This is a genomic window from Syntrophotalea sp., assembly GCF_050253115.1.
Taxonomy (GTDB): Bacteria; Desulfobacterota; Desulfuromonadia; order Desulfuromonadales; family Syntrophotaleaceae; genus Syntrophotalea; species Syntrophotalea acetylenica.
This window is the reverse complement of the sequence record NZ_JBFWJQ010000074.1, coordinates 1-12783: the sequence shown is the minus strand read 5'-3', so window position 1 is coordinate 12783 and position 12783 is coordinate 1. Positions and strand designations below refer to the sequence as shown.

At 57.5% G+C, this 12783-nt stretch carries 12 protein-coding genes and 1 riboswitch; of the genes, 4 read left to right on the top strand and 8 right to left on the bottom strand.

Annotation, left to right across the window (positions count from 1 at the left end):
- Both AB7E65_RS08755 and groES read right to left on the bottom strand, forming a co-directional pair.
- On the bottom strand, nucleotides 1-428 hold a 428-nt coding region (locus AB7E65_RS08755), incomplete at its 3' end, for a TCP-1/cpn60 chaperonin family protein (protein ID WP_428745683.1).
- Between the two features lie 46 nt (nucleotides 429-474).
- Nucleotides 475-762 carry a co-chaperone GroES gene (gene groES / locus AB7E65_RS08750; protein WP_072286850.1) on the bottom strand — a complete coding sequence of 96 codons (288 nt, stop codon included), beginning with the start codon at nucleotides 760-762 and terminating at the stop codon, nucleotides 475-477.
- A gap of 347 nt (nucleotides 763-1109) precedes the next feature.
- A riboswitch (ZMP/ZTP riboswitch) is annotated at nucleotides 1110-1197 on the top strand.
- A gap of 44 nt (nucleotides 1198-1241) precedes the next feature.
- Between groES and AB7E65_RS08745 the strand changes: the two genes are divergently transcribed.
- The 4 genes from AB7E65_RS08745 to AB7E65_RS08730 all read left to right on the top strand — a co-directional run bounded on the left by AB7E65_RS08745 (nucleotide 1242) and on the right by AB7E65_RS08730 (nucleotide 5460).
- Nucleotides 1242-2318 (top strand): pyridoxal-phosphate-dependent aminotransferase family protein, encoded by a 1077-nt coding sequence (locus tag AB7E65_RS08745; protein ID WP_428745682.1) that lies wholly within the window; start codon nucleotides 1242-1244, stop codon nucleotides 2316-2318.
- A 448-nt stretch (nucleotides 2319-2766) separates the two neighbouring features.
- Nucleotides 2767-3522, top strand: coding sequence for a molybdate ABC transporter substrate-binding protein (modA, locus tag AB7E65_RS08740; protein WP_428745681.1), 756 nt, complete (start codon nucleotides 2767-2769; stop codon nucleotides 3520-3522).
- Between the two features lie 4 nt (nucleotides 3523-3526).
- The gene (locus tag AB7E65_RS08735) at nucleotides 3527-4312 is read left to right on the top strand and encodes an ABC transporter permease (protein ID WP_072286847.1); all 786 of its coding nucleotides are present in this window, start codon (nucleotides 3527-3529) and stop codon (nucleotides 4310-4312) included.
- The gene (locus tag AB7E65_RS08730) at nucleotides 4309-5460 is read left to right on the top strand and encodes an ABC transporter ATP-binding protein (protein ID WP_072286846.1); all 1152 of its coding nucleotides are present in this window, start codon (nucleotides 4309-4311) and stop codon (nucleotides 5458-5460) included. Before AB7E65_RS08735 ends, AB7E65_RS08730 begins: the two co-directional genes overlap by 4 nt.
- A gap of 141 nt (nucleotides 5461-5601) precedes the next feature.
- Here the strand turns inward: AB7E65_RS08730 and AB7E65_RS08725 are convergent, their stop codons facing one another.
- From AB7E65_RS08725 to AB7E65_RS08700, 6 genes are all read right to left on the bottom strand, one after another.
- A complete protein-coding gene (locus tag AB7E65_RS08725; RefSeq protein ID WP_072286845.1) occupies nucleotides 5602-6777 on the bottom strand; it encodes a mechanosensitive ion channel in 1176 nt (391 codons plus the stop codon).
- A 306-nt stretch (nucleotides 6778-7083) separates the two neighbouring features.
- Entirely contained in the window at nucleotides 7084-8538 is a 1455-nt protein-coding gene (locus AB7E65_RS08720; RefSeq protein ID WP_428745680.1) for a DUF4139 domain-containing protein, read from the bottom strand.
- 140 nt (nucleotides 8539-8678) lie between these two features.
- Nucleotides 8679-9236 (bottom strand): poly-beta-1,6-N-acetyl-D-glucosamine biosynthesis protein PgaD, encoded by a 558-nt coding sequence (gene pgaD / locus AB7E65_RS08715; RefSeq protein WP_428745679.1) that lies wholly within the window; start codon nucleotides 9234-9236, stop codon nucleotides 8679-8681.
- An 8-nt stretch (nucleotides 9237-9244) separates the two neighbouring features.
- Nucleotides 9245-10501 (bottom strand): poly-beta-1,6-N-acetyl-D-glucosamine synthase, encoded by a 1257-nt coding sequence (gene pgaC, locus AB7E65_RS08710; RefSeq protein WP_428745678.1) that lies wholly within the window; start codon nucleotides 10499-10501, stop codon nucleotides 9245-9247.
- A gap of 2 nt (nucleotides 10502-10503) precedes the next feature.
- The gene (gene pgaB / locus AB7E65_RS08705) at nucleotides 10504-12429 is read right to left on the bottom strand and encodes a poly-beta-1,6-N-acetyl-D-glucosamine N-deacetylase PgaB (RefSeq protein WP_428745677.1); all 1926 of its coding nucleotides are present in this window, start codon (nucleotides 12427-12429) and stop codon (nucleotides 10504-10506) included.
- A 2-nt stretch (nucleotides 12430-12431) separates the two neighbouring features.
- Nucleotides 12432-12728 (bottom strand): hypothetical protein, encoded by a 297-nt coding sequence (locus AB7E65_RS08700; RefSeq protein WP_428745684.1) that lies wholly within the window; start codon nucleotides 12726-12728, stop codon nucleotides 12432-12434.
- Between the last annotated feature and the right edge of the window lie 55 nt (nucleotides 12729-12783).

Genomic DNA, 12783 nt, shown 5'->3' with positions numbered 1-12783 from the left:
TCCTTGTGATCCTTGATCGGCTTGGACAGTTCCTTCAGGTAAGCTACGGCAGACTCAACCGCCTTGTCGATGCCGCGCTTGATTTCCATGGGATTGTGGCCCGCGGTCACCAGCTTGACCCCTTCGCGATAAATGGCCTGGGCCAGAACGGTCGCGGTGGTGGTACCGTCACCGGCGACATCGGAGGTCTTGGAAGCGACTTCCTTGACAAGCTGGGCACCCATGTTTTCGAACTTGTTTTCCAGTTCAATTTCCTTGGCGACGGAAACGCCGTCTTTGGTAATCAGGGGAGCGCCGAACGAACGGTCGATGACGACATTGCGACCCTTGGGGCCGAGAGTAACTTTAACAGCATCGGCCAACTGATTGACACCGCTGAGAATCAGAGCGCGGGCATCCTGTCCGAATTTGATTTCCTTGGCAGACATATCTGTTTATCCTCCTTTGGATTGGCTTTACTGAAACAATAGCGATTTACTCGAGAATACCGAGAATATCGTCTTCACGCATGATCTGATATTCCTTGCCGTCGATCTTGATCTCGCTGCCGGCGTATTTGCCAAACAGAACGCGGTCGCCGACCTTGATGTCCATGGGAAGCACGGTGCCATCTTCGAGCACCTTGCCCTTGCCTACGGCCTTGACGACACCCTGCTGGGGTTTTTCCTTGGCGGAGTCAGGAATAATGAGGCCACCGGCGGTGGTGGTTTCCTCTTCGGTCCGTTCCACGATGATACGATCACGCAAAGGTCTGATGTTCATGCTGCATTCTCCTTTCGTTCGGTCATAAAAATTTTGAGTGCGGGACGCATCCCGAAAAAAACCTTCTCAACATCCAAACAAAAAAAGCTCAAGTCCGTTGCAAGCGCGGACCAAAGCCCTGGACTTTGGCTCGATGTTAGCACTCGTTTTGGGTGAGTGCTAACAAGCAAGGCTAAATATAATCAGCTGATGGTGAATGTCAAGGGATTTCGATAAATTTCTGCAAAGACCGGGCGATCTCATAAAATCTCCCCCGGAATGTATACCGGATCGCCAAGAAACCGGCTTGACTTTGAGAAAGCAGGTGTGTTACTTGGTTTTCAACTCGCATGAGTTCCGACAATTTGCAGGTCTCCCGTAACTGGCGTCTCGAGGTGGTTCACCACCGGGGAGCGGGATCAAAAGACCTGAGAGCCGTACGCCTGGGCCCCCTTGAACAAGGGCCAGGCGTTTTTTATTTTCCGAAGGAGCAGACAGCCATGAGCAAGAAACTCTATATCCCCGGACCCGTTGAAGTGAGTGCCGACGTTCTGGAAGTCATGGCCACCCCCATGATCGGCCACCGCATGAAAGAGTACGCCGACCTGCACAAAGAAGTCGTCGACGGCCTTAAAAAACTGCTGAATGCCCCCGGACCGGTTTTTCTGTCCACATCCAGCGCCTTCGGCGTTATGGAGGGTGCGGTCCGTAACCTGGTGCAAAAACGCTGCGCCTGTTTCGCCAACGGCGCATTCAGCAAGAAGTGGTACGACGTTACCCTGCGCTGTGGCCTTGAAGCCGACGTATTCAGCGCCGAATGGGGGCAGCCGGTAACCGCGGCGATGGTTGACGAGGCCCTGTCTACCGGCAAATACGACGCCATGACCCTGGTTCACAACGAAACTTCCACAGGAGTCATGTCACCTCTTGAGGAGATTGCCGCGGTGATGCAGAAATACCCCGATGTCTCCTTCATCGTGGATACCGTCTCCTCCATGAGCGCCGTCCCCATCGACGTCACCGCCCTGGGCATCGATGTCTGCCTGGCCGGCGTGCAGAAGGCCTTCGCCCTGCCGCCGGGACTGGCCGTGTTCGCCGTCAGCCGCAAGGCCCTGGACAAGGCGCGCACCACTCCCAACCGGGGCTACTATTTCGATTTCGAGGAATTCGAAAAGAACGACGAGAAAAACAACACCCCCAGCACGCCCTGCATCAGCATGATCTTCGCCCTGCGCCACCAGTTGCAGAAAATGTTCGCCGAGGGCCTGGAAAACCGCTACGCACGCCACCGCCTGATGGCCGACACCACCCGCGCCTGGGCCCTGAAGCAGGGCTTTGGGCTGTATGCCGCCGAAGGCGCTCGCTCCCAGACCTTGACCGCCGTCGCCAACGACGGCCGCACCGATGTGGCCCGTCTCAAGGAACTGCTCGGTGAACGCGGCTATGCCATGGACGGCGGCTACGGCAAGATCAAAAATACGACATTCCGCATCCCGCACATGGGCGACATGACCATGGCCGACATGGAAGAATATTTTGCGCTGCTTGAGGAACTGCTGCCCCAGGTGCGCGCCTGATTTTCATCCGTACCCCCCGGATGGAAAACCCGGGGCATCCCCATGCCCCGATTGTTTCATTTTCTCCTCAAGCCCCCCGACAGGGGGGCTATTTTTGATGGGTGCATGAATGCGATACAAACATGTGTATCAGCTCCATCCCAACGGTATTTCTCTCGACAAACTTGCCCCTGGGGCAACCCTGGAACAATCCCCCCGCCCGCACTTATCACGCCAGCCAATCTGAAACTTGAGCCCCTGTCCATCCGCCGTTTCCTGATGGAAACGGCTTAATAAACACATCTCACCCAACTTCGTTATTTACTTGAAAAGACACCGAAATTCTGCCAACCTAGAAATAACTAACACCTAAATGCTTTTTTCGGGAAAGGAGAGGTGCCTGCCCCGAAGAGAGTGTATTTAATTCCGGGAGGAAAACATGCGTATGAAAATGTGGCGGACAATCTGCTTGGCAGTACTTCTGATGATGGGCAGCTTCGGCGCCCCGGCCCTGGCGGGCCAGCAGCCGCTCACGGTGTATGCCGGCGCTGGCCTGATGAAACCGATGGATGAACTCAAAACACAGTTCGAGGCACGCTACAAGATCCCTGTACAGTTGATCTATGGCGGCTCCGGCGAGCTGTTCGGGATGATTGCCACCCGCAAGGCAGGCGACGTTTTCATCCCCGGAGCGGACAAATACAACAAGGATGCCGTAAAGCAGGGGCTGGCCCGCGCAGAAGGACAAAAGTTGCTATGCTACCATGTGCCGGTCATCCTGGTACCGGCCGGCAATCCTGCAAAAATCCAATCGCTGCGGGATCTGGCCCGGCCCGGCGTGCGCGTTGCCCTGGCCGACGCCAAAGCTGCGGCCATCGGCAAAGTCGGCAACGAGATTCTGACCAAGAACAACCTTATGGAAACCGTTGCAAAAAATACCGTGGTTCGTCCCAGCACCACCAACCAGCTGCTGATTTATGCCGCCACCGGACAGGTGGATGCCTGCATCGCCTGGGAAGATCAGGCCATCTGGGGCCAGGCCAGGGGCAAGGTCGATATCGTGCAGATCCCCGCTGCCCAGAACAGCATCAAAACCATTCCCGCCTCCGTCGTGACCTATTCGCAACAAGCGGACCGGGCCCAGGCATTCATCGATTACATTGCATCGCCCGAGGGCAAGGCCCTGTGGCGCAAATGGGGCTTCCCTGTCGCCAGACCGGAGTGATTTTATGGCGAATCGGCTTTTCAAGGCAGGTCTGACCAGCATTACCGTATTGTTTGTGGGCATGCTGCTGTGGGCCATGTTGTCCCTGGTTTTTATGCCCCGCTGGGCGGAGGTGCTCAGCAGCACCCTGTCGGAGGAAATGCTTTACAGTATCCGCCTGTCGCTGATTACCAGCGGCATTTCCGTGGCGGTGGTCATGATACTGGCGATCAGCATTGGCTACGTACTGGCGCGCTTTCAGTTCCCCGGCCATCAGCTGCTGCGCACCGTTGTTGATTTGCCAATGGCATTCCCTGAACTGGTGCTGGGACTTTGTTTGCTGCTGCTGTTCGGCCACGATCCCGTGGCCGGCTGGCTCAAGCAAGCCGGCATCGATATCGTGTTCAGCAAAACCGGCATCGCCATTGCGCAGATCTTCACCGCCGCGCCCTATGCGACGCGTGTGGTATACGCCGCATTCCGCAGCATCAGTCCACGTTATGAACTGGTGGCCCGCAGCCTTGGCTGCGGGCAATGGGCGGCCTTCTGGCGCGTGACCCTGCCCATGGCCAGAGGCGGTCTGTTTGCCGGAGCGGTGATTGCATTTGCCCGGTGCATGGGCTGTTTCGGAACGGTTCTCATCCTGGCCGGCGGCACCCGCATGTTCACGGAAACGCTGCCGATCACTCTGTATCTGAACATCTCCTATGGCAATCTGGCCATGGCCATGACCTCGGGTATCCTGCTGATTCTGATTTCTCTGGCGGCTATCGTGGTTTTTGAGATGTTGAACCGTGAGGTGGTACTATGATGGCGTTGCTGGAGATCCGGGACCTGTATGTCGACCTGGGAGAATTCAGCCTGAGAGGTGCCAGCCTGGCTGTGGAGAAAGGCAAATACTGCTGCCTTATCGGTGACTCGGGGGCCGGGAAGAGCATCCTTCTGGAAACGATCATCGGCAGCTTCAATCCCCTGCGCGGCCAGATCCTGTTGCATGGGCAGGACATCACAAAATGGTCCCCGGAGCGGCGCAAGATGGGTATCGTATACCAGGACTACATGCTTTTTCCACATCTGAACATATTTGACAATATCGCCTTCGGCATGAAGCTGCAGAAAATGTCCCGAAAACAGGTAAAAACCAAGGTTTGCGACATCTCCGCCCGCCTCGGCATCGAAAACCTGCTGCACAGGGACATCAACACGCTGTCGGGAGGAGAACAGCAACGCGCCGCGCTTGCAAGGGCGCTTGTTGCCGATCCCAAGGTTTTGTTGTTGGATGAGGCCTTCAGCGCGCTGGACGTTGCCAGCCGGGAACGCATGCGCAGCCTGCTGCGCCAGCTGGTCAAAGACCTCGACGTCACCGTCCTGCATGTCACCCACGACATGGAAGATGTCTGGGCCCTCGCCGACCAGGTGGCGGTTTTGCATGATGGGCAGATTCTGCAAACCGGCTCCCCCGAGCATGTTTTCAACTGCCCGCGCCCCGGCTTTGTTGCCCATTTTCTCGGTGCGCGCAACATACTGCAAGGCAGGGTGCTCGACTGTGACCCTTCGGGTCTGACGCACATCGAGGCTGGGAAGGCCCGGTTTTACAGCATTGACCACGCCCCGGTCGGACAGCAGATTCTGGTATCCGTGCGGCCCGAGGAACTGGGCCTGGCCAGAGAACAGCCACGTGGCACCTTGCGTAACCATCTGCCCGCCGAGATTGTTCGCATGGAACGACGCGGCCCACTGGTATGGGTAACAGGCCAGGCCGACGGATTCTGCCTGCAGGCCGCCGTCACAGTGATGGGTGCCCGTGAGCAGGATCTCAAACCGGGAGACACCGCTATATTTTCTTTTTCCGCAACCAGTTTGCGCATTATCGAGCAGCAAAAAAACGCTCCGTCCAGGATTTTACAGGATCCGCCGATGGCGCCGCGAATCATTCCACAGGCACTTGTGGCCGATTGATGCCTGCCTGCTCCGACGGAACCGGGATTGGTTGAAAACACCCTTAGACACACTACAAAGCGGGCCCTGAACGGGCCCGCTTTGTAGTGCCTGCAGTTTTAAAAGCTGGTATCCATCCGGAGCTTCTGGATGAACGCAAGCTTATTTTTCCTTGCGCAGCCTGCCGAGCCAGTACTCCATCTGGCGTCCAGCCGCTTCCCGACCACCCAGACCAAAAGAGAGGGCCACCGCAACAGCTACCGAGCCAAGTGTCAGCCCGAAGGCCAGATTAACAATGTCATCCGCTATCCCCATGGCCTTCAGTCCCATCGCCAACACCAGGCCGAGAATGGCCAATCGTGCGATCTTGGCCAGATTCAGATTGTCCGGATGCCGGCTCAACGCATTATAGGCCAGCGTCGCAAGATAATTGCCCACGGCGAGAATAACCATGCCCAGGGCAATCTGTCCGGCAAAGCTCAATAAATCGTCCAGAGCGCCAGCCAGCAGGCCAATGGACAGTTTTTCAGCCGCGGAAACCGTCGCCGCCAACATGATGAAGAAAAACGCAACCGCCGCGCAAAACCGGCTGAAGGAGCGGTCCGCCCCCAGCAGCTGTCTGGCGCCTATTTTCTCCGGCAAGGCGTCGGCACCAAGATTTTTGAGCAGTTCGGCCAGGATATTGGTGACAAAACGTCCGACAACGTAGGCCACGGCGAGGATTATGGCCGCTGCAAGAATGTCGGGAATCGCCGCCATCAGGATACCGAGCATCTCCGTGGCCGGGACCGAAATAACCTCGATCTTGAGTGCGCCGATGGCGGATATCAGCACCGGCACAAAAATCAGAACAAAGACGATCTGTGAAACAAGTCTGGCCAGTTGAATCTTGTCCGTCAATCCGGCACGGCTCGCCAGCTCGTCGAGGCCCTTGCCAACCACAAGAATGGCATTGGCAAGAATTTTTGCGATAACGTAGCCCACCACCCCGATGAGAATAGCTGCCAGCAGATTGGGCAGGATATTCATGAAACTGCTGAACATCTCCTTGACAGGATCCAGCACCCCGCTGACGCCCAGAGCCTCCAGCGTCAACAGCAGAACAAACAGCAGAAGAACATAATAAACCAGCCCGGCCAGCAAACCTTCCACATTCAGTTCCTGGCCTGATTTTTGGGAAATCCGTTCATCCAGCCGGAGTTTTTTCAAAAGCCGGACAAACAGTTTCCGCACGCACATCACCAGAAACCAGCCGCCAATCAGGATGATCAATGCCCCCAGCACGCTCGGCAGATATTGCCCCAGGGTCTCCATAAAAGCGTCGAGAAATCCTCTCATAAGCACCTCCGGAAAAAAATGAGTACCGATTCGAACCACGCTGTATCCATCCGGAGTTTCAGGATGGATACCTTTTAACCCTAACAAAGCTGACCTGATAGGCAAGGTCCCATGATAGCTTTGTTATCTTTTTGCTTTTGCAGGGTTAATTTGAGGGAGGCGCTTTAATGGCGGGGAATATTCTTTAACGAGCGGTGTCACACATAAAAAGGCGGGGAAAACACGGAGACCATAAACCGTTGATCATCTCAAACCGGCTCATTGCATCTCCGGGTTCTCCCCGGAAACTTCAGGTTGGAACATGTATCAGTACCGTACCCGCACCCGATAGGTCAGAACGGTCATGCCTTCGGCCGGGACCGCGATCTCCCAGGCAGCGGTACGGGCATCTTTTTTGACGTGGGCATGGCTTTGCTCAACAATCTGCCAATCGCCGGGCATCGGCTCTTCGACCTTGACCCTGATCGCCTGCTCTTTGGCGTTTTTCAGTTCGATCCGCCACGCCGTTTCGATAACGGTCTCCGACGGACCGCCAGCTATTTTTTTGTAATCGGTCTGGGTACGATCGGCCGTCACGTCGAAAGCATCGCCGAGACGCAACCGGACTTTTTCATTTTTAGGAGTATGGTCGATACGATCCTCACCGACGAACTGGGCGTTGCCGGCCCTGTCGCTCTTGTAAACCCGAAGGATCCCTTTCGGCAGCGGCATTCCGAGTCCGGCCCTGGCGCTGTTGGTAAATTCGAGATACACTGCCGCCTTGAGCTTCTTGCCGAGTTCGCCGTGACGGCCGCGGTAGTAATAATCGGCGCCGCGCAACAGGTACTCCTTGGATACGGGAACACCGGAGGCATTCAGCAAAGCGACCTGCTTGACCTGGTTTTCGCGGATAGTGGTGGAGCGGCCGAGGGTGTAGAGGTGGTAATCGAGCAGACCCTCCTCGGCCATGGCCGGAGCGGCGGCCATAACCTTCACAGCCCGCTCCTCGAATGCCCGCATGTCCAGTTCCTGCCCACCGACACGATGGACATCGCCGGCTACCAGCTGCAGGCGAGCCTGTTCATAGGTGGCGCCGCTCTGGTTGTTCAGGGTCACCAGGCCGGACAAGTCAAGATGTTCATCCCGGGCGTCGAGTTGCGCAACATAATCCGCCTGCCAGGACAACCCCCTGGTCAGATAGCTCAACTCCAGATCACGCGTTCCGCCCTTATCCGCCGCCACCTGCACCACCAGGGTCGGGCGATCCCGCAGATTGGCCGGCACATCGGGATAGACCAGACGGCCGGGGATGCCGGTCTCGATGCGATCCCCCATGCGCAGCACCACGCCGCCGTTGGCGGCCAGCACCTGTGCCGTCTCGGAGGTTTCGGCACCGGAGGTGGGATGCATACGCACAACCTGCACCGTGCGGCCGACAAATTTCTCCAGCAACTTGCCCGGGGTCAACAGGTCGTAATCGAAGCTCTGTTCCACCACCCGTAACCCGCCGGCGTCTTTCAGCGGACGCAGCAGAGCCGTTTCCGGCTGCATGCCGGCAGCCACCTCGCGCCAGGCCAACAGGCTTTCGCCGGCGGGTAAAGCCACCTGCCGCACATCCTTGATCAGGGCCAGATCGCTGTTGTAGATGGTCACCGCCACCTGTTGCTGATCATCAAGCGTGCTGCGCAGTTCCGTAATCCGGGCTGATGCGGTGCCTGCAACCAGAACTCCCGCTGCGACTAAAGCGCCAAATATCCCCAAACTGAGCTGGTTACTTTTCATCCTTATCCTCCTGCGCAGGCCGGTGAGCCGGCAACTATTGCCGTACCATGCAAATTCGCAGTCACCGGCGTCCAGCCGATATTTTACCAGATCGGACCGAAGACGGAACCTCCGTCCATAATCCCGGATGGCCTGACGTTTTAAAGAGCGCAAGGGGGAGACCCCGCGCGACCGTCGCTCTTTTCACAAGCCTCGGTGCAGCTTTCCCGTGCCAGGCTGACGCTGCGGACACAAGGCTTCCAGGGTGGCGGTTCGGCCGACTGAACCTCCAGAACCCTGCCCTCTTCGCTATGCCGAACATACAGACTGCGATCCTGACGCCACATGGCCAATGCGGTCGGGTCCACATTATGATAGCGGGCTATCTCTTCGAGGGAAACCGGCGCCATCGTCGTGCGCCGTTTGTCCTTGCCGGCGAAACGCCGATGATTGTACCAGGCCCAGGTGCGCAAAATCAGGGCCATCACCAGCACCACCAGCCCGTAGTTTCGTAATGTTTCAAACAGCAGTCGCCCGCCGTCTTTTTCGATCATTTCATGAGTAAACAGCCGGATGCCGATAAACCAGCCGAACAATGCCAGCAGTGGCCGCAACAGACTCAGAAACAAGCACCAGAAACCGACCGTCAGCAGTCCTTGCGCCACCCGTTGGCCGCGCTTCTGGGCTTCCGGTTTTTCAATAATCAGACCCGTCCCCATTGCTCCCCCTAATAGATGCCACGATCGGTCTCGGCCCAGATGGCGCGCTCGCCATGCTCTTTCAGCAGTGCCTTGGGCAATCCCACGACGATGGTAAACATATTGATCAGCCAGAAAGCCAGAGGATACCAGATCATGACGTAGTAACAACGCCCCAGCCCCCGTTCATAGCGGGAATCAAGCAACATCGCCACTGCGAACTGCAACAGGCAGGTGAGGCTTAGCACAACACCGGACCAGGCAGGGATTACGGCCGGGAGCCGCATTCCGGCAGGGAGGGGCAACCACAACCCCCAGAGCCAGACCAGCCCGACAATCAACATGCTGTAAGACCAGAAGATACTGGTGAAGTATTCGAAGTACACACCCCACATGCGGCGGGAGCGCCACTTGAACATGTGCCGCAGATAACGCAGCAACACCTCGCTGCCGCCCTGAGCCCAGCGCAGGCGCTGTTTCCATAGCCCTTTTAGGGTCTCCGGCATCAGAATCCAGCACAGAGCGTTGGGTTCGAAGCGGATGTCCCAGTGACTCAGCTGCAGTCGCCAGCTGATATCGATATCCTCGGTCATCATGTCAAGGCTCCAGTAACCGACATGATGCAGGGCCGATTTACGAAAAGCGGAAACCACGCCGGACATGGTAAAAACCCTGCCATAGACCCGCTGGGCGCGTTTGATAAGCCCAAGGATAGCGGAAAACTCGCCGACCTGGATCTTGCCCAGCAGGGTCGAGCGGGTGCGTATGCGCGGGTTGCCGGTAACCGCGCCAACCCGGGGACCTTCCAGAAAATGCCGCATCATCCAGAAGATCGCATCGGGGTCCAGCAAGGCGTCGCCGTCGATACAAACGAGAAACTCTCCCCGGGCCACCAGCGACGCCATGCGCAATCCCATGGCCTTGCCCTGATTGGTCTCGAAATGCAACACCCGTAGTCGCGGATTTTCCCCGGCCAACTCCTCGAGCATGCTGCCGGTGGCATCGGTGCTGCCGTCGTTGATGGCGATAATTTCATAATCGGGATATTTCTGACGGGACAGATAGCCAATGGTATCGCGCAGATGTGCCGCTTCGTTGTGACACGGAACGATGATTGAAACCAGGGGGTAAGATGGCAACCGCGGCGGCTGGTCCGGCCGATCCTTGCGGTACTCGCGGCGCAGGTAATAATCGAGCCCGCCGATCATCCACAAACAGGCCATGAACAGGGGATAATAAAATACAAAATCGAGCAACGCCCGCAGAATAAGAAGTATCGTTTCCATGGCTACATCTCAAAGGGATCGGAGTTGATGGAAAAAGCCGGGTGCAAAGATTCCGCAGCGGGATGGTCGCGATGAAAATCATCGGGATAATAGCCGAAATGCACCGCGCCCAGGCTCTGCAAAAGGCGCATGTGCCGCGCCAGAGCCCGGGTCGCAAGGGGTCTTTTCGGATCAGTCCAATCCACACTCTGCAATTCGAAAACGGTCTTTTCCAATCCGTGCGGCTCACGATCTACCGCCGCCACCAGTTCCCTCAGCCAGGACTCAGCATCACCGACCCCTTCAAGGTACGGCATGGCCATCAACGCCGTTTCATCGTAATGTTGCAGAAACAGCCCGAGGTTCTGACTGAAACGACCCTCCCCGGCGGGGTCGAGCACCGCGCGCGCGTAAAGATTGCGAGCGGTCTTGATTTCGGGACGGTACTGCCGCACCGTATCGGCCAGCTCCCGCGTAAAATCAATGAGATATCCGGTTTTCAGACGACTCCAGTTTCGCATTTCGTCAGCACTGCCCCAGAGAATGCTCGGATCGTCCGTCAGCCCCTGCTCCCGACGCCATGCCATGGCCGCCGGGTGGGCATCCTCGAAAGCTGACAGCAGGGCGTCATCATGAAACAACAGACCGTCGAAATCGGCATACCGCGCCAAATCCCCGTAAATCCCCCGCACCATGCCTCTGACCTCCGGCACAAAGGGGCTGAGACGCCGGTAATCCCGGGGATCGGGAGCTGACAGCCCTGCTGCCGGCTGCCACCTGCTAACCAGCAGATCCTTGCGCGGGGTCGCGAAAGCGAGTACCGGAAGCCAGGCATAGACCTTTACGCCGGCTCGGGTTTTGAGCTGCCAGGCAACCCGGTTGAAAAGATCGGCCCGCACTGGCAGCCAGGCATTGGGGAAATACAGGGCATCGGCCAGCCCGTCGCCATCCGGATCGGCAAAGGCTTGCAGATACACGGTGGTGATCTGCATCGCCTCGATGCGATCAAGCAAAGCCCCCAGATTGCGTTCGGCCTGGGCCGGGTCGGAATCGTAGACATAATCGAGATCGACCTGCACCACGCGCTGGGGATCCCGGGCCAGAGGGTGGCGGATCCGCCAGGCCAGACTGTGCAGCTCAAGGCTGCCTTCGATCAGCAGACGCTTCACCCCGGTCAAATGATCCGTGTCCCCCGCGCCGTCGCCGAGTCCGAGAGTCACCGTCATCCCCGCCTCCCGGGCAGCCCTGATCGCAGGTAGCGAATATTTGCCGAAAGGCCAGACCATGACCCGTGGACGGGCACCGACCAGTTTCGCGATCAGGTCTGCGTTCTTGTTCAAATCGGCGTGCACCCGCGCAAAATACCCTGCATCGTCTTCGTAACGATTGTTTTCGGAATCGTAAAGTCTGGCGCTAAGCGCCGGCTGACGATTCCCCTGTGGATTGGCCGCTATGCCGCGATGACCGTCGTAGCTGTGGGAAGCGATTTCCACCAGGCCGGATCCGGCAATCTCGCGCAATTGCTCCCGGGACAGGAATTTTTCCCGGGGCACGGGCGTGCCACCGTAATCGACGGTTTCCCCCGGTGCCGCATCCAGCCAGCTGCCGACAACAGCCAGCACCGCGGGATATCGGTAGGCCTTGAGCAATGGAAAAACCTGGCTGTAAAAATCGCGGTAGCCGTCATCGAAGGTCAACAGCACAGCCTTTTCCGGCAGGGGACGCTCCCCCTGTCGGGCCTGCAGCAAATCATCGATGCCAACCGGTTGATAACCGTGCTGGCGCAACCAGGTCAGCAGGGCCACGAAACGATCCGTCGACATGCTCAGATCGTCGCCGCGCCCGACATCGGGGCGAACATCGTGGAAACACAGGCTGATGAAGCTGTCACCCCGCACCGGCGCGGCAAGACTCATCAAAAGCAGCAGCACAATTCCCGCGATCCGCATGACTAAAACCTCCAGTTCAGTTCGAGGTGACAGCCCAGCTGATTTTCGCCGTCGCCGTCGTAACTGTGACGGGCCAGGCTGACGCCATAGAGCAGAAAAAACCGGGGGGAATATTCCCAGACATGCTCATAACGCAAAGCTGCCGTCGGGTCGATGCCGAAATCCTGTTGCCAGTAACCGCCCACACTGACGGCCAAACGGTTGTGAAAAGAAAAACGATAATCGCGGTAAAGGAGATGATATGAAAGAAAGCGGTCGTTGACCGCTCCGGGGGTAAGATAGAGCTTTCCGGAGTAGATAGGCTATAGGCTGGATGTTGTACTGGGGCGTTGACCCTGAAAAGGAGATTAGACT

Coding starts and splice junctions, on each gene's coding strand:
- AB7E65_RS08725 (WP_072286845.1), bottom strand. CDS start 6,777: ATGAGAGGATTTCTCGACGCTTTTATGGAGACCCTGGGGCAATATCTG.
- pgaB (WP_428745677.1), bottom strand. CDS start 12,429: ATGCGGATCGCGGGAATTGTGCTGCTGCTTTTGATGAGTCTTGCCGCG.
- AB7E65_RS08730 (WP_072286846.1), top strand. CDS start 4,309: ATGATGGCGTTGCTGGAGATCCGGGACCTGTATGTCGACCTGGGAGAA.
- AB7E65_RS08720 (WP_428745680.1), bottom strand. CDS start 8,538: ATGAAAAGTAACCAGCTCAGTTTGGGGATATTTGGCGCTTTAGTCGCA.
- pgaD (WP_428745679.1), bottom strand. CDS start 9,236: ATGGGGACGGGTCTGATTATTGAAAAACCGGAAGCCCAGAAGCGCGGC.
- AB7E65_RS08745 (WP_428745682.1), top strand. CDS start 1,242: ATGAGCAAGAAACTCTATATCCCCGGACCCGTTGAAGTGAGTGCCGAC.
- AB7E65_RS08735 (WP_072286847.1), top strand. CDS start 3,527: ATGGCGAATCGGCTTTTCAAGGCAGGTCTGACCAGCATTACCGTATTG.
- groES (WP_072286850.1), bottom strand. CDS start 762: ATGAACATCAGACCTTTGCGTGATCGTATCATCGTGGAACGGACCGAA.
- pgaC (WP_428745678.1), bottom strand. CDS start 10,501: ATGGAAACGATACTTCTTATTCTGCGGGCGTTGCTCGATTTTGTATTT.